This is a genomic window from Pseudovibrio flavus (genome assembly GCF_009711345.1).
In the GTDB taxonomy this organism is placed as follows: Bacteria; Pseudomonadota; Alphaproteobacteria; order Rhizobiales; family Stappiaceae; genus Pseudovibrio; species Pseudovibrio flavus.
The window spans coordinates 50,616-69,884 of the sequence record NZ_SMMA01000050.1 but is presented as its reverse complement, the minus strand read 5'-3'; the positions used below and the strand labels follow the sequence as shown (position 1 = coordinate 69,884).

Here is a 19,269-nt window from a genome sequence, read left to right as displayed (position 1 = left end):
CTCAGCTTCTCCGGCTAATGAGGATGCCGACCATGAGCGCGATCAAGATGGCAAGACCTTGCACGAAGTTCTGCCAAGAGGCTGGCGTGCCCACGAAGTAAACAAGACTGCCAATGAGGCCGATGGTTAGAGCGCCGAACAGGGAACCAAGTTGGGTGCCAAAGCCGCCCGATAGCATGGAGCCGCCGAGCACCACCGCCGCAACGGACGACAGCGTCATGGCACTACCAACAAGCGGGTCACCGCTGGCGGTATCACCCGTTAGGCAGAATGCGGCAAAGCTGGCAAAGACACCGCAAAGCACATAGCCCTTGATGCGCGTTGCGGTGACCGGAAGGCCGGACTGGAAGGCGGCTTGCTTGTCATCACCAATTGCGAGCAGTTGCAGAACCACCTTGCTGCGTGAAAACAGGAAGATGAGCACGAGCAGCAGCGCCACCACATAGATGACGAACGGCAGGCCAAAGAACGAGGCAAAGTAGGTTTGCCAGTAGATCATTGGCGCAGGCATACCCGCCACCGGCAGCACGTAGAGCGCAATGCCGGTAAAGAAGATGGAAGTTGCAAAGGTCGCCACGATTGGCTGAAGACGCAACGCTGCGATAAGCAGACCATTGAAGAGGCCGCAGCCTGCACCAACCAGCACGCCAAGCGCCATAATGCCAAGGGTGGTTGCGCCGTCGCCCGCGCTTGCATTCATCATGGTGATGATGAACACGTTGACGAGGGACAGGATATTGCCTGCGGAAAGGTCAATATCACCCGCAAACACCACAAAGCTTTGCCCCACTGCAAGGAACATAAGCGCGAGGTAGGTGCTGAACAGACCGGTAATGCCCCGTGCGGAGATTGTGTTGGCGTTAAAGAAGCCATTCAGCGCAAACAGCAGCATTAAAATGATGAGCGCGGGAAGAAACGGAAAACGGGCGCATAGGGCTTTGAAACGCTGTGCAGCGCTTGGGGTTTGGGTCGCTGTATTCATCATGAGGCAACCTCATATGCTGCATCGTACAGATTAAACCGTGTGCGCTCATCGCCCGCCAGCTCGCGGGTGATTGAGCCGCCGTTAAAGACGAGAATGCGGTCTGAGTTATTGAGAAGCTCTGCGTCCTCTGAGGAGTAGAGGATGATGCCAAGGCCCTCTTCGGCCAGCTCGCGAATGAGCGCGAAGAGGTCGGCTTTTGCGGCAAGGTCGATGCCCTTTGTAGGGTCATCAAGAAACAGCACTTCAGGTTTGTCGATCAGCCAGCGGGCAATCACGACCTTTTGCTGGTTGCCACCGGACAGGGAGTCGATGCTGCTGGTTAGTGCTTCAAACTTGGTAGAGAGCTTTGCCAGCGCTCCTTCCAATTTTGGCGAAAGGTCACCAAACGAGGTGAGGAACAGATATTGCCGGAACGCATGGATCGGCACCGTGTTCTCTTGGATAGGCCGCCCATGGATGACGCCATCACGTACGCGGTCACCGGAAACATAGGCAAGCCCTTTGCGGATGGCTCTACGCTGATGGCCTGCGCGGTAGATCTCTTCTTTCAGATAGAGCTCGCCGCTGTGAATAGGCGCTGCACCAAAGAGTGCCCGCAACACGGCCGACTGGCCTTGGCCATGCAGACCGCCGAGACCCAGAATCTCTCCTCCTTTGAGCGTGAAGGAAATATTCTGGAAGCCAGCACCACGCATGCCTTTGACAGAAAGAAGCGGTTTATCTTCCTTAATTGAAGAGGTGCGCAGTTGCGGGCCATCATCGTCTGCGAGGGTTGAACGTCCACCAACCATCAGTTCAACGATATCTTTCGGGCTGGTCTCTTCCCGTTTGCGGGTTGCGACGATAGCGCCATCGCAGATAACGGTGAGGCGGTCGGAAATCTCGAAGATTTCATCCATGCGGTGAGAGATCATAATCATGGCTCTCCCCTCGCCTTTCAGTTTCTCCAGAATTTCAAAGAAGCGTTTTACCTGAACACGGTCAAGGGCAGAGGTCGGCTCATCGAAAATGAGAATGCCTGCTTCTGTGGCCAGCGCTTTAAGGATTTCGACAAGCTGGCGTTGGTCTGAGCGCAGGTTTGCAACAACCGCGTCGGCATGGAACCCTTCGCCCGCTACATCGCGCACGAGGTCGATGTATTGGTCGGCACGCTTGCGCAGCGCTGCCCGATTGACGAACAGGCCAAACTGAAGTGGCACCTGCGAAATAAGAATGTTCTCCGCAATGCTGCGGTTGGTCGCCAGACTGAGCTCTTGATAGAAGATGCCAATACCCAGCGCCCGTGCATCTTGCGGTGAGTTGATGTTCACCTGTTTACCGTCAAGGGTCACGGTTCCGGTGTCTGGTTTCACACTGCCAGCAATGATTTTGCAAAGCGTGCTTTTACCCGAGCCGTTGGTGCCCATGAGGGCGTGAACTTCGCCTGCTTCCAGCGCGAAATCCCCGTTTTTGAACGCACGTGTGGGGCCGTAAGATTTACTTACGTTCGTGAGAATAAGTTTTGACATGAAAACACCCGGCCTGAGCTTGAAGGGTGCGGGGCAATAGGCTCCACACCCGCTGGCGTTGAGCGATTATTTGAAGAGCGCTGTCGCGTCTTCGATAGAAAGAACGCTGGTGTAGGAGTAGTAGCCCGGCTTGCCTTCCAGTTCGGCGTGAACGGCTTTTACGTTTTCGCCGTTAATGAACGGAATTGGCAGATACATGGCGTTTTCGTACTTGCCCTTGTTGGCAGGTTCGATGAGCTCCTTGCCCTGCAGCAGGTTAACTGCAACGTTTAGCGCACTGGCCATAACGCCCGGAGGGTTTACGGAGGCCGCAGAGGTGAAACCGTTTTCTACCCAGATATCAAGGAAGTCCTTGCGGATTTCGCCGGTCGCAGCAATGTCGCCGGTTTTGCCAGCGTCCATAATAGAGCGCCATGCACCGGCTGCCATGCCATCTTGCACCCATACACCGTTGATGTCTGGATAGGTGGCAAGGATGTTCTGCATCGCTTGCTGGCCTTGGGCTTGCTCCCAGTTCGCGTTGACTTCGTTGACCACCTTCAGATCAGGATAGGCATCGAAGATTTCGCGGTAGCCTTCAACGCGCATTTCGTTGGCCGGATGGCCAGCTACGCCGTTGATGGTAACGATGGAGCCCTTGCCATCAAGGGTTTCTGCAAGCCACTTAGCGGTACGTTTTGCGTAGTCGTTATGGTCGATACCCACATACATGGCATCTTGTGACGACACTTCCGCATCGGTGGAGATAACCAGAATGCCTCTGGCCTTTGCCTGCGCAAATACAGGGTCAAAAGCAGTCGGGCTATTCGGGTTGATGATGATTGCGTCTACGCCCTCATTGATGAAGTTGCGCACGTGAGCAATCTGGCCGGGTACGTCAACGTTGGCGCTTTGCACCACCACGTCTACTTCCACGCCCTTTTCGGCCCACATCGTCGCCATTTCCTGCGCTTCGGAAATCATCTGCGTGCGCCATTCACTTCCAACCCAACCGTTGGAAAGCCCGATCTTGAAATCAGCAGCGCTTGCAGAAAATGCAGTAGCAACCATTGCGGTTGTGGCCATAAAGACGGCAATTCGTTTGGTAATCATATCTTCCTCCCAAAAGAATGTAATCGATTGTATTTGTTTGCCTGCGGAAGATAATTAGGTAAACAACTGATATATGAGAAATAAATATAAGTCATTTATTTCTATGCGTTATGTTATTGTTTTGTGGTTTTTTAAGTTTATTCAGATTACGGCAATATTTATATTTGGATTGTTGCTGTCGTAAACGTTGGTATTGCTAGGTGCCTATTGCCTTGGCGGTAGAATATGGCTGCCATAAAAGGTGCCTAATGCGTACATGAGATTTGCGCATGATTGGCCTCTGTGTTTTGTTGAGGTTAGTTTGGGACGAGTGGTTAGGCCTTGAAGGTCATTTTCAACCAGCAAGCTGCGGCAGGGCGTATAGATGATTCAGGAAAGACTGGACTGTGTTGTATTCGATCTGGATTCGACGCTTTGCTATCCGACAATTGAATATGCGGAGCTCTTTCAGGAGGTGTTTGGAGAACCTTTTGAAGCCCACAAAGAGCGTTGGTCAGCCCACATCATGTTGGATGGTCCCTGCTCTGGCCGTGAAGCTGTTGCTGCCTGTTTTCCCCCACTACGCGCCAAAAGACATCGACGCTACCTTTCAGCGGATGGTTGATGGATGGGCCAAGGCGCAGCGTCTTTTCGATGGGGTGGACGAACTCGTTGGCGCGCTACGGAATACACATGAGAGCTGTAAACTGGGTATCCTCACCAATGGTCCTTCTGCGTTTCAATGGGCAGTGATGAACGAGCTTGGCTTACCTGCCCTCTTCGACTTCTGCCACGCGAGTGGTGATGCCGACTTCGGCATCCGTAAACCCTCTCAAGAAGCGCTCGAACTGATCGAACGACGGTATGGCGTAGCGCCCCAGCGATGCCTCTTCACCGGTGATAGTTGGAAGAACGATATAGAACCGGCCCAAAAGCGCGGCTGGCAAGCGGTGCAGGTTAGCCCTTCGACCAGTTTCCGGGCACAAACTATGCAGTTGATTTTACGGTAGGTGCGTCGGGAATTTAGCAACCTGCTATTGCAGCCTGTTGTACATCACACCTATAAGCGCTCTAGGGGATACCTCAAGAAGTTAGGGGCACAACTTGAGCGGACGGTTACACAGGCCAGACCTTGATGGTCTGCGCGGCATTGCGGTTTTAGCGGTACTATTTTTCCATTTTGACTTGCTTGGAATGAGGGGCGGTTTCACCGGCGTCGATATTTTCTTCGTCCTCTCGGGCTTTCTCATGACGCAGATGCTGATGTCGGAGCGCTTTGATTGGAGCCTTCCCGGTATCGGCCGGTTTTATCGCAAGCGTTTGTGGCGCATCGCTCCTGCCTACTACGTTGTTTTGCTCGGCGTTGCAGGTTTCATCTTGTTTACAGGATGGCCGTTTGGCTTGGGCACCTTCTGGAAGGTTCTCCTCCAATCCGCAACGTTTTCTCTGAACATTTTCGCGCCGTCTGATAGCGGGTATTTCGCAGGGTCTGCCCATCTGAAGCCGCTGCTGCATACGTGGTCGCTCGGAGTCGAGATGCAGTTCTACCTCATATGGCCGCTCATTTGCCTTGGCTTACTCAAGCTCTCCCCTAAAGGCAGGGTGATTGCGATGGGTGCTATCATCCTGCTGTCGTTGGTTGCCAGTGCCATTCTCACCGTTAAAGATGCCAATGTAGCTTATTACTCGCTACCAACACGCCTTTGGCAGTTTGCCTTGGGTGGCCTGATCGCAATTACGCCGTTAACGGTCATTGACGGGCTGTCTCGTAGGGCTGTTTTATTGGGTCAGCTTTTTAGCGCTGCTGCTATCGTGACAGTCCTGTTCCTAGCTAAAGGTCAACCATGGCCACGAGAGGTTGCATTGCTGCTTTGTCTAGCCACGGTGTTTTTGATGGCAAGTAGCCACAAGGAAGGTGCGCTGGTCAGCGCTATGCTCTCTCTTCGTCCGCTTCGCTTCCTTGGCGAAATTTCTTACAGCGCTTACTTGGTGCATTGGCCGATTGCCGTATTCGCCTATACGATTATGGCGGATTATAGCGAAAATGCTCTTATCCGCTTTGTCTTCCTAATTGCCTCTTTTACCCTTGCATGGGCGCTTTACGTCATGATCGAGCAGCCTTTCAGAAAGTGCGGAAAACGCAGCTTTGCCCTGCGAGAAGTCGCGCTGCCTGCAACGTTGCTTTCGCTCGTGGCTCTGGGTGCGCTTGTTTTTTCTAGCCCTGCTTACCTCGCATACTTCGTACCACAAACTTCGATGCAGATCAGTGATCTGGACAAAGAGTACCGAGCGTTCAAGCAGAGCTGTAACCGTACAGGTTGCTTGATTGGCGATGTTTCTGGTCTTGCTCCCTCAGTGGCTATTTGGGGCGACTCTCACGCTCGGCACTTTGGCCTTGGTCTCGACGGGGTTTTGAAATCACAAGGCAAGGCGATGGTTCTTCAAACCCGCAGCGCTTGCCCCTCTTACGCACCGGAATTCAGGGCATCACGTTTTGACGAGAAGTGTCAGCAACAGGCGGAAAAGACGCTCAGTTGGCTGGAAAATGAACAGACTATCGACCAGGTCGTTCTTGCATCGCGGTGGGATATGTATCTCAGGGGCGCGGAACAACTTCTCTTTAAAAATAGCCTAGCCGCACTGGTAGAAAAGCTCGGAGCTGCTGGGAAAAAGGTTGTGCTCGTTCCGCAGGTTCCATTGGCTGGTAGTGCGTCAGAACGCTGCAAATTCACTTTGTCAGGATCCGTTGCCAACTGTTTTCTCGCGCGCAAAAGTGCAGCTGATAGCCAAGCAGAAGAACGTTCCATTCTTTCGGCACTCGCGGCTAATTACGAGCATGTTTGGCTCTTTGATCCTTTCGATAGCCTTTGTAACGAAGAGGCCTGCGCGCTGTTTAGAGATGGTCAGTTTATATATCGCGATGGCAACCACCTTTACAGCAACGGTTCGAGGATAATCGCTGACGACCTACTTCCGTTTCTTGGCGTTTAGAAGCACTGGCCTAGCATGATATTACCTAAGGTTAGGAGTCTTGGTCGAGGGCTAAGGTGTTGAGTGCGCTAGGGTTGGGAATCCTGCCTTTCATTGCGGTTCTGGGTTCCATTGCTGAACAGGCGATAACATCACCGATTCTGTCTTTCGAATCGAAAATTCCCCTTTAAATGCCCAACGGGAACTTTTCAGCAGAAACGATTCACAAGAAACGGGTATGGGATGACTACCTAGTTCCGTAGGGGCGTTAACCGGCTTTTTACAGCTTCTTGCCGCGCTTCTCGTTTAAAAACACGTAGATACCCCTAGGGTTTCTGCCGTTTCCTGCAAAAACCTGCGATTGTATTTGGATTTGGCTTGGGTTTCGTTAAGAAAGGTTAATCGGCGTTAACCATAAAGGGTTTGACGCGAAAGGGGTTTTGAAAAATTATAGCGCATGACGGTTTAACCGTGTCTCACCATTTAAAACCGTCACACGGGGTAGATTGAACTATGCTGCTAGAAGCTGAACACGACGAAACATCTGCGGAGAAGTTTTCGCGCCATTCCGAACTGCTGTCGAGACAGTTGCAGTCCCTGCGTGAAAAGATGTACCCGCCTGAGGCCAAAAAGAAGCTGAAAACCTTCTCTTCGCGCGAAGTTGCGAATCTTCTTGGCGTTGCCGAATCCAGTTTACGCCAGCTTTCCCTCAACGGCGAGGCAGTTATCCCCGAGCGCCTGCAAAATGGCCGCCGGATTTATACCCTCGAACAGATCAACGAAATTCGCCAGTATCTGGCAGAAAAACGCCCTGCGGATGCCCTTCGTCTTGACCCGCGCCGGCGCGAGGGTGACAAGATGCAGGTGCTCGCCGTCGCCAACTTTAAAGGCGGCTCGGCTAAAACCACCACAACGGTGCATTTGGCGCACTATTTGGCGCTTCAGGGCCTTCGCGTTCTTGCCATTGACCTCGATCCGCAGGCTTCTTTGTCGGCCATGTTCGGCTACCAGCCGGAGTTCGATGTTGACGAGAACCAGACCCTTTATGCAGCCATTCGTTATGATGACGAAGAGCGGGTCCCTCTCTCCCATGTTATCCGCCAAACATACTTTCCTCAGCTGGACATTGTCCCCGGTAACCTGGAACTGATGGAATATGAGCACGAAACGCCTCAAGCAATTGCGCAGGGGCTTTCGCGCGGCGATGGCATGTTCTTCCGCCGTATGGCAACCGTGTTGCAGGAGGTGGAAAATGATTATGACGTGGTGCTTATCGATGCCCCGCCACAGCTGGGTTACCTCACGCTTGGCGCGCTTTATGCGGCTACTGGCATGATTGTGACCGTTCATCCGGCAATGCTCGACGTATCGTCCATGAACCAGTTCCTCTCCATGACCTCTGAGCTTTTGGCGGTTATTGAGGAAGCTGGCGGTTCGCTGGACCATGACTTTGTGCGCTATCTGCTTACCCGCCACACCCCTCATGACGTGCCGCAGTTGAACGTTGCTGCGCTCTTGCGCGGTCTTTTTGGCTCGGATGTTTTGGCAGCTTCTGTGGTGGAGACCACCGCAATTGCCAACGCTGGCCTTGAAAAGAAGAGCCTTTACGAGGTGGAAAAAGGCAACATGACCCGCGATACGCTGAACCGTGCTCTTGAGTCCGTTGATGCAGCGAATGCGGAAGTCTTCCAGTTAATCAAACAGGTATGGGGCCGCTAATGAACAAAGCGAGCGACCGATCCAAAAAGATGCGGGCGATGTTTGGCGGGGTAGACCCGAGCGAACTTTCAAAAGAGCCCGCTACCCTTGAAAAAACCATGGCTGTGCCCGCAAAACATAAGGTTTCTGCGGGCGCGATCAAATCTATGCGCTCTACCTTCTCTAACGTTGAGAAGGAAAACGAGAAGCTACGCCAGATGATGGCGGAAGGCGGCGTAGTTCAAGATCTTGATCCTGAATTGATGGACCCATCCTTTGTCGCCGATCGCATTGCCGTTTCTATTGATGAAGACTTTGAAGCGCTGAAAGAATCTATTGCGGCGAGCGGCCAACAGGTGCCAATTTTGGCCCGCCCGCACCCGCAGGATCCAGAACGCTACCAGATTGCCTTTGGTCACCGTCGTTGGCGCGCCTGCCGTGAGCTTGGTATCGCGGTTAAAGGTTTTGTCAAAGCGCTCAGCGATGAAGAGTTGCTTATTGCTCAAGGTCAGGAAAACCATGAGCGTAAGAACCTTTCTTTCATCGAGACGGCTCTGTTTGCCCATCGCTTGTCTTCAGATTACCCGCAGACCGTTATTTCCAAAGCCATTGGCAAGGACGCGACTACTGTTTCCAAGCTTTTACGCCTTACCAATGGCTTGCCAGAAGAGCTGATCCGTAAGATTGGCCCTGCACCTAAGATCGGCCGTCCGCGTTGGGAGGAGCTTTCCGGCTTCTTTAGCAACGGCGCTTTGCCAGCGGGGCTGAAGAAAAAGGTTGATGCGCTTGTTGTAGAGCCGGCCTTTGACCAGCAGCCAAGTGACGAGCGCTTTGCAGCCGTTCTGGAAGCTGTGAAAGTGGCCGCCTCCCCTGCCCCGAGCAAGGATGAGAAGAAGGCACCTGCAGCGAAGAGCTGGCTTGGCAACAAGCAGGTCATGCTGAAGGAAAGCGACAGTGCGCTTAACATTCAGGTTGATGTGAAGAAGTCGCCAGCGTTGGCGTCGTTCCTTAAAGCGCGTTTGCCAGAGCTTTTGAAGGAATTCGAAAAGACCAGCAAGGAGGGATCTTGATGGTTTAATCGAAGCTGCGGGAAGTTCCCGCGCAAATGAAAACGGCCTTGCAGACGGCAATCTGCAAGACCGGTAATCATTGGTCAGACAAGTACGCAAAGCACTCGCCGTAACCGGATGTAGCAATCTCAACCTACTGCGAGACCTGCCACGAATCAACCGTCCATTGACGTGTTGAAGCGGGTTTTTTGTGCTTTCTTCCTGTTTGCCCTGAGATTTTAGGGAGGGATCGGTGTGAAACCGTATTCCCCACAGGATCACTTGTGCCTTAGCGCAAGTGGGGAGCAGTAACATGCACGGGCATGCAGGGACCGCAGGGTTTAGAAAACTCACGCCAGCTATGATCGCCAGCCAGCGTTTGGCGATGGCAAACGATATCGTCAAAACCACAAAGGCTGAAGTCGCGCTAGCGCTTAAGAAGGCGGCTCCGGCTCTCGGCATTGATGGCACGACCTATCACATTCTGGATATTCTCATTGGCTTGACCGTTGCCGACGACTGGCAGCCAGAGCGCCGCCCTATTGTGGCGATCTCTAATGAAAAACTCTCTGAATATGTTTGTCGCTCTACCCGCACTGTTATTCGTTCAATTCGTAAGCTCGTGGAAGCGGGTGTTCTTGCCTACAGAGACAGCCCGACAGGTCGTCGCTATATCCATCGTGGTGAGTTTAAGAACGGTAAACAGGGAGAGATCCGCAACGGTTTTGGCCTGGACTTCTCTCCATCACGTCAACGCATTGCAGAGTTAAAGCAAATTGGTGATGCTTTTGCACGCAAGCTGGCTGCTGAAAAGGAAGCTAAGCGTACGGTTACCCGGTTGTCCCGTGCAATAGCTGATATGGAGCGTTTGGCTTTCGCTGAGGGCATTGACCTTTCTGCAGTGAGCGAGGCTATGGAGCGTCTCTCACAGTCGGCTATGATGCCCGTAGAGCGTGCCGAAAGCCTGACCATTATCTTTGAACTGGCAACTGACATCATTTCAGAGCACGCAGAAGCTAGCGCACAGGGGAATAGCGCTGAATTTTCTAATGAAATGCCATGCGCGGATGACATTGAAGTCACTTCTTATAATAATACAAACCCTCAAAACTCTTTGATAAATAGTAAAATTGAGCGGAGATCGTCTAACGACGATCACTCAAAAAACAACTCGCCTGCAAACAGCAGTCTCGATATGGCTCCTGAAAAGGACCCAATTAGCAACTCTCGTGCCAGTGCTTCTTTTGCCGCGAATGCAGCAACCTCTGCAGAACTTCGTGGTGCTCTATCAAGAACACTGAAGCCTCATAGTTCATACCAACCTGTGGGTGAGGCCGATCTATCTCTCGTTTCCATCGGTCTCCTCAGCGCGGCAACTTCGCAAGTTCAACAGGTTTTGGGGCTCCAGTTGGATAGTTGGAAGGATTTGGCGGCGGCGAGCGATGATTTGCGGTTAGCTATTGGTCTATCTGCAAATGGTTGGGACAGCGCCTGCGCGTCGGTTGGTGATTATTTGGCCGGAGCTATTCTCGCGGTTACCGTCGAAAAGGCAATGCGCGATCCTGATGCAATTTCCTCTCCTGCCGGCTATTTCCGAGCCTGTGTGGACCGTGCCCAGGACGGTAAACTTGCATTGCATAAATCCTTGTTCGGATTGGCTGCTTCGTAGGTGTTGGTCTTATGCGAAGCTTGAACTGCGGCGAGTTGGGCAGGCTGGAATCGCGTAAGTTTTTGGCTGGGAAGAAGGAGTGCTGGGCTGCGGATTGATCAAGCCCCTCACTCGGCTCAATGCATATTTGGAAGCCCTACCCTGCCTTCATAAAGCAACGGCTCAGCTATCCGTTGAGGTTAGATAGAAAAGTTGCGCTGGGTTTTGTTGCTTGCGGCGGTGAGTTTAGCTCCGAAACACGTAATCGATCAGCAATGCAGGTGCTATAACTCCACGTTCAAAATGATGTTTCTCGCAGGGTTGCAGTACAATAGGCCCTACTCCCCTACCCTCTTTACCGTTAATTCTATGAGGGCTTTCGGCGTTGTTCTCCGTAGAACAACAGCGAGTGATTGTCTGCAAATAGCAGTCGCTTGAAACCAACCGAACGGGATCTCAGTCTCAGGATCTACGTCCCTTCCCTATTTACTTTAGACACTATTCATCCCTGACTATTGTAGTTAATGGTTTCTGACGATTCGAGCTTTTAAGACAGTTCTGTAAAAGAAGGAGTACCGATTGAGTGAAGGCACCTTTGCTGTAGCGGGTAATAAAACCATCTGTTTTCCGCCTTGGGAATTTGTTCTTTCGCCGCTTTTTCGCAGCGATCTGACTTCCTGATTTCTCCGAGATTTACTCGCCAATTATTGGAAACTTGTTGGGTGATGTTGAGCCGTAGCAGTGTCATTTTGGGCAACAAGCTGGGGCGTACTCCCCTCACCTCGTCGGTCGAATATCCGTTCGAATTATCACTATTTGGTTGTAGATTGACGCTGACGACCGATGACTTTTGGAACAATTTTTCGATGAAAATCGTTCCAAAGATAGACGCCAATTTGCTTTCCTATTTGGTTTTTTCGACCAACATATTTAGTGGTGTTTCGGTCTCTTCTTGGTCTCATAAATACGCTCAGATCGGGAAGTATTTATGCGTTTTACCGGCGTATGAATTTGGACCAATTTCCGTATCAAGTTACTGATTGATGAGGGAAAAGTGAACTAGTTTTCGGTACGACTTGGCAACTGCCAAGTGCCTGTAGTTCGTTCGGCTCTCGTGCTCTTGCAGGAGCCGAGAAGTCAATAAACTTGGCAGCTGCCAAGTCCCGATAAACCGCAGAAAACAGCCGTTTCCAAGAGAACTAACTTATTTGGAATTGATCTGGAAGAACCGACTTGGCAGCTGCCATACAGACAGATGGCGTCAGTTGTCAGGGCAAAATCGGAATGGTTCTATCGAAGTTTTCCAGCTCCTGCGAGGGAGTTGATCTGTGTGTTCTTTATGCCTTGAACTACACCAGATACTAATTGGATTTGGAGACATAAACGCAGACCATATTGAAGAATTCGGCGGGAGAAACGGGAGGGAAATGAGCTCAATTGCAGATGATGTTTACAGCGATTAATGGACGTCGAATCCACTATTGCGGCTCCCTACTCCACTAGCCGGATCTACAACCTCAGATCATAGTTTTCGTTTCTCGGTGGTTGTATTCTTTTATGTGTCACGGGCCTGTTTCAGAGCGAAGCAGAGGCAACTTTGAATGACCATCGCTCGCGCATTTCAGGTCACTGGCTGCAGTGCGCAAATACACCACGTAGAAGATTTCGCGCGGGCCCGCTCCGCACTCTTCTTCTGCAACCCAGCTCCCTAGACGATCTTATAGAGCAGCGTGGTTGAAGCTAGAAAATCGCTGTCCGGGTCTTTAGCGAAGTTGGGAATGGTGCCGCAGATTTCATAGCCCAGAAGCGTATAAAGTTTCTCGGCGCGATCGCCAGTCTTCGTGTCTAGCAAGATGTGGTGACGGTCAGCGATAATCGCTTCTTCTTCCAAGGCGGCCATTAGTGCCTTGGCAATGCCACGTCTTTGGTAATCAGGATCAACGAGGAGCTTTGAAACATCCGCGCGGTGTTTCTGGTTCGGCGGTTGTTCCAAAACGAGTTGCACCGTGCCGACGACTTTGCCCTCAAGCATCGCTGCAAAAAGGATGACGGCTCCGGTGGAAACTTTCTGGTGAACATTCTGCAGCCAGTAGGTCTTAGCGTCATCCATTGTAAAAGGCAGCACGAAGCTGACAGAGGCACCGCTCAAAACATTGCTATGGAGAATGTGAGCAAACGCATCGATGTGATTACTGAGGTCATCTGCGGTTAGTTTCTTGATTTGTAGTTCTGCCATATCTAACCCCCAATGCATTTAATGAGCGCTTTATTCAAAGGCGGTGATCTGAGCGTCCGACCCCAAGAACAGAGCGTTTATGCTTGCTGCTATAATGCTGCCCGTAAGGATCTTTGAATACAAGATCTCCAATTGGATAAATAATTGGCAGCTGCCAATAGATTTTGAGAGCGCAATAGTAGTCTTTTGGATGTTCTTTTAGTGCGTTCAGAGAAGTTCAGTTTAAGGGGACGTCTGTTTGGCTATAGATGCGTGAAAAACAGGCATATTTCTGCGATTTTCAGGTTGTTTTTCCTAGTTTTACAGGAGCAATGCTCTATAATCACAACGTAAGCTGCTCTTTAAAGGTCTCTACCTTCCGGCGTTCCAAAATTTACGCCGTTTTATTCAGCCTTTCGCCACTGCACAAAGCTTGGTTGTGCGCTGCAGCTATTTTATGCATATAAATTTCATGCTTGAACTAAGTTGATTCCCTGATTACCGTCTAGGTGTTGCCACGCAAGCGGTCGGCTTTGGCTGACATAGGGGGGAAGCTTTGCGTAGAGTGAGAAATCTAGACGGGTGTACTGGGTGTTTTGGCCAGTTTTGCGCAGTTTGTTTTGTCAGCTGCCAAGTTTTGCAGCTTAAGCGGTTTGAAAACGACGCTGATTTGAGCGAGGGCTACGCTCATGGATAGTGTTGTGACATCCAAATCCAGATTGCGCCTTTGGCTTCGCGTTTTGAAACTGAGCCGCCTCATCGAAAATGAACTGCGAGAGCGCTTTCGCAAGGAGTTCAACTCCACCTTACCACGTTTTGATGTGCTGGCCTCGCTAGAGCGCCACTCAGATGGGCTACGCATGAGCGAGCTGTCTACGGTTCTGCGCGTCTCCAATGGAAACGTGACCGGCATTGTTGATCGCTTGGTGGAAGAAGGTCTGGTCGTGCGTGTCGCTGTGCCGGGAGACCGGCGGGCGTCTCTTGTAAAGCTAACAGATGACGGACGTTCCCAGTTCGCATTGCAGGCAGAAGCTCACGAGCGCTGGATAAACGAACTGCTGGCGATGTTTCCTGAAGAGCAAGCAGAACTCTTGGCAAAACAATTGGAATTGGGCCTGCCGTTTGGCAAGGCATTGGGAGAACAGGTTTGAAAACGGCAAATACCAACACGGTCAACTTCAACTGCAGCATTGAAAATGGCATTGCGACTGTCTCCCTTGATCGTCCTGAGCGCAAAAACCCACTGACGTTTGAAAGCTATGCTGAGCTTCGCGATTGGTTCCGTGACTTGCATTACTGTGATGATGTGAAGGCGGTGGTGTTTGCCTCCAACGGCGGCAATTTTTGTTCTGGCGGCGACGTGCACGACATTATCGGCCCGCTGGTGAAGATGGATATGAAGGAGCTGCTGGCCTTCACTCGCATGACGGGCGATTTGGTTAAAGCGATGGTCAACTGCGGTAAGCCGATCATTGCTGCGGTAGACGGCGTTTGCGTTGGTGCCGGTGCTATTATCGCCATGGCTTCTGATCTGCGTGTTGCGACGCCGCAGGCGAAAACAGCGTTCCTGTTTACCCGTGTAGGCCTTGCGGGCTGCGATATGGGCGCGTGCGCCATTCTTCCTCGCATCATTGGGCAGGGCCGCGCTGCAGAGCTTCTCTACACCGGCCGCTCCATGTCTGCTGATGAGGGTTACAACTGGGGCTTCTTCAACCGACTGGTGGAAGCAGATGCGCTCGTTGGTGAAGCTACGGAGCTTGCCAGCCGCATCGCGAGTGGTCCGAACTTTGGAAACATGATGACCAAGACAATGCTGGCGCAGGAATGGTCCATGTCCATTGAGCAGGCTATTGAAGCAGAGGCACAGGCGCAGGCGATCTGTATGCAAACGGCGGACTTTGAACGCGCCTACCACGCCTTTGTCGGCAAGCAGAAGCCGGTATTCGAGGGTAACTGATGACTGACAAGAGCTTCTTGAACTGGCCGTTCTTTGAAGATAAGCACCGCACACTTTCAGCGGAGTTGGAGAGCTGGGCAGCTGCCAACCTGAACGCGCTGGATCATCACGATACCGATGCCACTTGCCGCAAGCTGGTGAGTGCACTGGGTGAGGCGGGCTTCTTGCAGAATACTGCAGTAGACCCTGACGACCCATTGGCGGTGCTGGATGTTCGCTCGCTGTGTTTGTCTCGTGAGACGTTGGCCCGTCATGATGGCCTTGCAGACTTCGCGTTCGCCATGCAAGGGCTGGGCACGGGGGCTATCTCGTTATTCGGAACGCCCTCTCAAAAAGCGGAGTGGTTGCCGCTTACCCGTTCAGGAAAAGCGATCTCTGCCTTTGCGCTGACTGAGCCAGAAGCAGGCTCAGATGTTGCGCGTTCATCTATGACTGCGGTGAAAGATGGTTCCAGCTACGTGCTGAACGGTGAGAAGACGTGGATCTCCAACGGCGGCATTGCGGATGTCTACACTGTCTTCGCCCGCACCGGTGAAGGTGAGGGCGCCAAGGGGCTTTCCGCGTTCATTATTCCGGCCAACACACCTGGTCTTGAAGTGGTTGATCGTCTCGCCACCATCGCCCCGCATCCGCTTGGCCGGTTGAAGTTTACCGACTGCCGCATTCCGACAAGCGCTCTTCTGGGGCAGGCTGGTAGTGGCTTTAAGGTCGCTATGTCCGTGCTGGATGTATTCCGCTCTACCGTTGGAGCAGCAGCACTTGGCTTTGCCCGCCGCGCTTTGGATGAAGCCCTTGGCCGAGTTTCTACCCGTCAGGTGCAAGGGGCTCCGTTGTTCGAGCTGCAAATGGTGCAAGGGCATATCGCAGACATGGCAATGGACGTAGATGCAGCCGCGCTGCTCATCTACCGCGCAGCATGGACCAAAGACAGCGGCGCACCACGCATCTCCCGCGAAGCAGCAATGGCAAAACTCTACGCCACCGATCAGGCTCAAAGTGTCATCGATAAGGCAGTCCAGCTTTTCGGCGGTGATGGTGTTCGCTGCGGTGAAACCGTTGAACGGCTCTACAGAGAAATTCGCGCCTTGCGCATCTATGAAGGTGCATCGGACGTGCAGAAGGTAATCATCGCCCGTCAGACAATGGGCGCATTCACCGGTTCCTGAGATAGGGGCTCTTGGAACTGGTTGAGGAGGGGAACAAACATGTTGGGACCAAGCGCACATACCGATACCTTTGCGCGTGATAATCTGCCTGCCGCAGACCAGTGGCCGGAGCTGCTGCTGGATCGCTTTGCCTATCCAGAATACTTGAACGTTGGTGTTGAGCTGACAGATGCCATGGTCGAGAAGGGCTTTGGTGATCACACAGCGCTGATCGGCAACGGGCGTCGTCGCACCTATAAGGAGCTGACGGACTGGACCAACAAACTGGCCCGCGCTCTGGTGGAAGACCTCGGCGTTAAACCCGGCAACCGCGTTCTCATCCGCTCGGCAAACAATCCGGCCATGGTGGCGTGCTGGCTGGCTGCGACCAAGGCAGGGGCGGTGGTAGTGAACACCATGCCGATGCTGAGGGCAGGGGAGCTGACGCAGATTGTCGATAAGGCTGAGATCACCCACGCGCTGTGTGATACCCGCCTTATGGATGAGCTGACAGCATGCGCCAAAGAAAGCAGCTACCTGAAAACGGTGGTCGGCTTCGATGGCACGTCCAACCACGATGCTGAACTGGACCGCCTTGCACTGGAAAAGCCGGTGAAATTCGACGCTGTAAAGACGGGCCGTGATGATGTGGCTCTGCTGGGCTTTACATCGGGCACCACTGGCATGCCGAAAGCGACCATGCACTTTCACCGCGATATGCTGATCATCGCTGATGGCTATGCAAAGGAAGTGTTGGGCGTAACTTCTGAGGATGTGTTTGTAGGCTCTCCGCCGCTGGCGTTCACCTTCGGCCTTGGTGGACTGGCAATCTTCCCGCTGCGTTTTGGGGCAGCGGCCACGCTGCTGGAGAATGCAGCGCCGCCTAAGATGATTGAGATCATCGAGAAGTACCGCGCCACCGTCTGCTTTACCGCGCCTACCGCCTACAAAGTGATGCTGACGGCGATGGAAGAGGGGGCTGACCTTTCCTCCCTGCGTGCCGCTGTATCGGCAGGAGAAACGCTTCCAGCACCTGTCTATGAAGCATGGATGGAAAAAACCGGCAAGCCGATGCTGGACGGGATCGGCGCAACGGAGATGCTGCACATCTTCATTTCCAACCGGTTTGAAGATCATGCACCCGCCTGTACCGGCAAGCCAGTGAGCGGGTACGAAGCCAAGATCATCGGCCCTGACGGGGAAGAGCTGCCTCGCGGTGAAGTGGGCCGTCTTGCGGTGCGCGGGCCAACAGGGTGCCGCTACCTCGCTGATGAACGCCAGAAGAACTATGTGCTGAATGGCTGGAACATTACCGGCGATGCGTTCTGGATGGATGAACAGGGGTATCTGCATTTCGCCGCCCGCAACGACGATATGATCGTTTCCAGCGGATACAACATTGCCGGACCAGAGGTGGAAGCCGCACTGCTTGCGCATCCTGCTGTGATGGAGTGTGCGGTAATCGGTGTGCCGGACGTGGAGCGCGGCTCTATCGTTCAGGCGCATGTGGTGGTCAATGAAGGCTTTGATGCGCAGGAGGGGCTTATAAAAGACCTGCAGGACCATGTGAAGGCAAAGATCGCTCCGTTCAAATATCCGCGCTCCGTCATCTTTTGCGATGAGCTGCCAAAGACGCAGACTGGCAAGGTGCAGCGCTACAGGCTGAAGGAACAAACACCCGCATAAAATACGCAATCATTGGGTGTAGGCGGAAAAGCTATCAATTCATCTATTGACGCAGGAACGTTTCTTTTCTTTGTTATATACCTGCGCAATTTTACGGAGGAGTGAGAGCGCCAAAGGCGCTTCGGGGAATTGCAGAATAAATAATTTCTAGAGGAGAAACCTGATGTTTTTGAAGAACTTGGGAATGGCCGTTTCGGCACTGGCCCTCATTGCGGGTGGGGTTACAAGCGCTGCGGCAGACAATGGCAATGTTAAAGTAGGCATGATCACCACTTTGTCTGGCGGCGGTGCCGGTCTTGGTATCGATGTACGCGACGGCTTCATGCTGGCAGTCAATCAGGCTGGCAACGAGATGCTGGAAGTTGTGATTGAAGATGACCAGCGCAAGCCGGAAGTTGCTGTTCAGCTTGCAGACAAAATGATCCAGTCCGAGAAGGTCGATATTCTCACCGGTATCATCTGGTCCAACCTTGCTATGGCTGTTGTTCCGGCAACCACTGCGCAGGGCAAGTTCTATCTGTCTCCAAACGCAGGTCCATCTCCTCTGGCGGGTAAGGGCTGTCATCCTAACTACTTCAACGTTGCATGGCAGAACGACAACCTGCATGAAGCCGCTGGCGCATACGCAAACGACGCCGGCTTTGGCAAAACCTTCATGCTCGCGCCGAACTATCCGGCGGGCAAAGATGCGCTGACCGGTTACAAGCGCCTCTATAAGGGTGATGCAGCTGGTGAAGTTTACACCAAACTTGGCCAGACTGATTACGCAGCCGAGATTGCACAGATCCGCGCGTCTGGCGCTGACAGTGTTTACTTCTTCCTGCCGGGCGGCATGGGTATTTCCTTCCTCAAGCAGTATGCAGGCTCTGGCGTTGATATTCCGGTAATCGGTCCTGCATTCTCCTTCGATCAGGGCATTTTGCAGGCTGTAGGTGCGGCAGCACTTGGCGTGAAGAACACCTCCCAGTGGAACAAAGACATCGACAACGAAGCAAACGCTGCGTTTGTTGCAAGCTTCCAGGAAGCGTATGGCCGTCTGCCATCCCTTTACGCAAGTCAGGGCTTCGATACGGCTAACCTTATCTTGAGCGCAATGGACAAGGCGGACGTGAAAGATGCTGATGCTTTCCGCGCTGCGCTGAACGAAGCAGATTTTGATTCCGTTCGCGGTGACTTCTCGTTTGGTAACAACCAGCACCCGATCCAGAACATCTACGTTCGTGAGGTCATCAAAGAGGGTGATGTTTACACCAACAAGATCATCGCTACCGGTCTTGAAAACCACGCAGACGCTTACGCGGCAGACTGCAAGCTTTAAGTAACGCAAGAAGCGCAGG

Annotated in this window: 15 protein-coding genes; 10 read left to right on the top strand and 5 right to left on the bottom strand. The window is 52.6% G+C overall.

The features are described from left to right. Position 1 precedes the first annotated feature (1 nt). The 3 genes from E1162_RS02870 to E1162_RS02860 form a co-directional block, all read right to left on the bottom strand. Entirely contained in the window at positions 2–985 is a 984-nt protein-coding gene (locus tag E1162_RS02870; RefSeq protein ID WP_257098613.1) for an ABC transporter permease, read from the bottom strand. Then, complete coding sequence (locus E1162_RS02865) at positions 982–2,493, bottom strand: sugar ABC transporter ATP-binding protein (protein WP_155126500.1); 1,512 nt, start codon at positions 2,491–2,493, stop codon at positions 982–984. The genes E1162_RS02870 and E1162_RS02865 overlap by 4 nt, the downstream gene beginning before the upstream one ends. Before the next feature lie 66 nt (positions 2,494–2,559). Next, on the bottom strand, positions 2,560–3,582 hold the full coding sequence (locus E1162_RS02860; RefSeq protein ID WP_371311784.1) for an ABC transporter substrate-binding protein: 1,023 nt from the start codon (positions 3,580–3,582) through the stop codon (positions 2,560–2,562). A 473-nt stretch (positions 3,583–4,055) separates the two neighbouring features. Here E1162_RS02860 and E1162_RS02855 point away from each other — a divergent pair, with 473 nt between their 5' ends. The 5 genes from E1162_RS02855 to repC all read left to right on the top strand — a co-directional run bounded on the left by E1162_RS02855 (position 4,056) and on the right by repC (position 10,950). Beyond that, entirely contained in the window at positions 4,056–4,574 is a 519-nt protein-coding gene (locus tag E1162_RS02855) for an HAD family hydrolase (RefSeq protein ID WP_257098612.1), read from the top strand. A gap of 94 nt (positions 4,575–4,668) precedes the next feature. Beyond that, entirely contained in the window at positions 4,669–6,555 is a 1,887-nt protein-coding gene (locus tag E1162_RS02850; RefSeq protein ID WP_155126494.1) for an acyltransferase family protein, read from the top strand. Positions 6,556–7,047: 492 nt separating this feature from the next. Beyond that, complete coding sequence (gene repA, locus E1162_RS02845) at positions 7,048–8,253, top strand: plasmid partitioning protein RepA (RefSeq protein ID WP_155126491.1); 1,206 nt, start codon at positions 7,048–7,050, stop codon at positions 8,251–8,253. Further along, positions 8,253–9,302 carry a plasmid partitioning protein RepB gene (gene repB, locus E1162_RS02840; protein WP_155126488.1) on the top strand — a complete coding sequence of 350 codons (1,050 nt, stop codon included), beginning with the start codon at positions 8,253–8,255 and terminating at the stop codon, positions 9,300–9,302. The genes repA and repB overlap by 1 nt, the downstream gene beginning before the upstream one ends. Positions 9,303–9,594: 292 nt before the next feature. After that, complete coding sequence (gene repC / locus E1162_RS02835; RefSeq protein ID WP_155126485.1) at positions 9,595–10,950, top strand: plasmid replication protein RepC; 1,356 nt, start codon at positions 9,595–9,597, stop codon at positions 10,948–10,950. A 526-nt stretch (positions 10,951–11,476) separates the two neighbouring features. On the opposite strand, the gene E1162_RS02830 is transcribed toward repC, so the two are convergent. Continuing rightward, positions 11,477–11,824 (bottom strand): hypothetical protein, encoded by a 348-nt coding sequence (locus E1162_RS02830; RefSeq protein WP_155126482.1) that lies wholly within the window; start codon positions 11,822–11,824, stop codon positions 11,477–11,479. 813 nt (positions 11,825–12,637) lie between these two features. Continuing rightward, entirely contained in the window at positions 12,638–13,165 is a 528-nt protein-coding gene (locus E1162_RS02825; RefSeq protein ID WP_155126479.1) for a GNAT family N-acetyltransferase, read from the bottom strand. Positions 13,166–13,833: 668 nt separating this feature from the next. Between E1162_RS02825 and E1162_RS02820 the strand changes: the two genes are divergently transcribed. The 5 genes from E1162_RS02820 (at position 13,834) to E1162_RS02800 (ending at position 19,250) form a co-directional block, all read left to right on the top strand. Continuing rightward, positions 13,834–14,295, top strand: a complete 462-nt coding sequence (locus E1162_RS02820; RefSeq protein ID WP_155126476.1) for a MarR family winged helix-turn-helix transcriptional regulator — start codon at positions 13,834–13,836, stop codon at positions 14,293–14,295. Next, the gene (locus E1162_RS02815) at positions 14,292–15,101 is read left to right on the top strand and encodes an enoyl-CoA hydratase family protein (RefSeq protein WP_155126473.1); all 810 of its coding nucleotides are present in this window, start codon (positions 14,292–14,294) and stop codon (positions 15,099–15,101) included. The genes E1162_RS02820 and E1162_RS02815 overlap by 4 nt, the downstream gene beginning before the upstream one ends. Beyond that, complete coding sequence (locus E1162_RS02810; protein WP_155126470.1) at positions 15,101–16,267, top strand: acyl-CoA dehydrogenase family protein; 1,167 nt, start codon at positions 15,101–15,103, stop codon at positions 16,265–16,267. Before E1162_RS02815 ends, E1162_RS02810 begins: the two co-directional genes overlap by 1 nt. Positions 16,268–16,306: 39 nt before the next feature. Then, positions 16,307–17,932 carry an AMP-binding protein gene (locus tag E1162_RS02805; protein WP_155126467.1) on the top strand — a complete coding sequence of 542 codons (1,626 nt, stop codon included), beginning with the start codon at positions 16,307–16,309 and terminating at the stop codon, positions 17,930–17,932. Between the two features lie 163 nt (positions 17,933–18,095). Further along, on the top strand, positions 18,096–19,250 hold the full coding sequence (locus E1162_RS02800; RefSeq protein ID WP_257098611.1) for an ABC transporter substrate-binding protein: 1,155 nt from the start codon (positions 18,096–18,098) through the stop codon (positions 19,248–19,250). The last annotated feature ends 19 nt before the right edge of the window (positions 19,251–19,269 follow it).

What these genes read in the sequence shown, in the direction of transcription:
- E1162_RS02805 (WP_155126467.1), top strand. Translation starts at nt 16,307, where the DNA reads ATGTTGGGACCAAGCGCACATACCGATACCTTTGCGCGTGATAATCTG.
- repC (WP_155126485.1), top strand. Translation starts at nt 9,595, where the DNA reads ATGCACGGGCATGCAGGGACCGCAGGGTTTAGAAAACTCACGCCAGCT.
- E1162_RS02825 (WP_155126479.1), bottom strand. Translation starts at nt 13,165, where the DNA reads ATGGCAGAACTACAAATCAAGAAACTAACCGCAGATGACCTCAGTAAT.
- E1162_RS02820 (WP_155126476.1), top strand. Translation starts at nt 13,834, where the DNA reads ATGGATAGTGTTGTGACATCCAAATCCAGATTGCGCCTTTGGCTTCGC.
- E1162_RS02870 (WP_257098613.1), bottom strand. Translation starts at nt 985, where the DNA reads ATGATGAATACAGCGACCCAAACCCCAAGCGCTGCACAGCGTTTCAAA.
- E1162_RS02810 (WP_155126470.1), top strand. Translation starts at nt 15,101, where the DNA reads ATGACTGACAAGAGCTTCTTGAACTGGCCGTTCTTTGAAGATAAGCAC.
- repA (WP_155126491.1), top strand. Translation starts at nt 7,048, where the DNA reads ATGCTGCTAGAAGCTGAACACGACGAAACATCTGCGGAGAAGTTTTCG.
- E1162_RS02865 (WP_155126500.1), bottom strand. Translation starts at nt 2,493, where the DNA reads ATGTCAAAACTTATTCTCACGAACGTAAGTAAATCTTACGGCCCCACA.
- E1162_RS02800 (WP_257098611.1), top strand. Translation starts at nt 18,096, where the DNA reads ATGTTTTTGAAGAACTTGGGAATGGCCGTTTCGGCACTGGCCCTCATT.
- repB (WP_155126488.1), top strand. Translation starts at nt 8,253, where the DNA reads ATGAACAAAGCGAGCGACCGATCCAAAAAGATGCGGGCGATGTTTGGC.